Raw genomic sequence first — 454 nt, forward strand, 5'->3', positions numbered from 1 at the left:
TACATCGGGTCAAGGAGTTCGGCCCGTTGATCATCTCGATCGACACCAAGGGCAACAACCTCATTCAGCGGAACAAAGAGCAGTTCAACGCTAAGAAGCGTCCGGTGCTTGACCGAATCAACAAGCAGCTCAGTTTCATCAAGTGATTTTGTGTCTGGCGGTGGGACGGCTGCAGTTCGCTAAAGCTGTCCCTTTGCGCGCTCAAGTCCACCGTCAATTCCCTGCTGCTTGCTTGGCTCGTCGGAGTTGATGAAGGAGCTGAGCCATCTATGACGGGAGAGGTACCGGTGACGCGGGCGCGCTGGAATCCAAAGACGCCGCTGATTGGTGGGCTGGGGATCGATGCCACTGAAGGCATTACGGGGACGCGGCTGTGGAGCGTGGTTAGAAGGTTTTTTGAGACGGCGGCTGGCACCATCGAAAATGACCATGCAGTGCTGGCTGAGAAGCTTCG

1 pseudogene is annotated in these 454 nt (G+C 56.2%); it reads left to right on the plus strand.

The features are described from left to right. Positions 1–278: 278 nt before the first annotated feature. Positions 279–454 (plus strand): annotated as a pseudogene (locus RVY79_RS17395) (integrase); the annotation flags it as partial.

It is taken from the genome of Chromohalobacter sp. HP20-39, from assembly GCF_033052815.1.
In the GTDB taxonomy this organism is placed as follows: Bacteria; Pseudomonadota; Gammaproteobacteria; order Pseudomonadales; family Halomonadaceae; genus Chromohalobacter.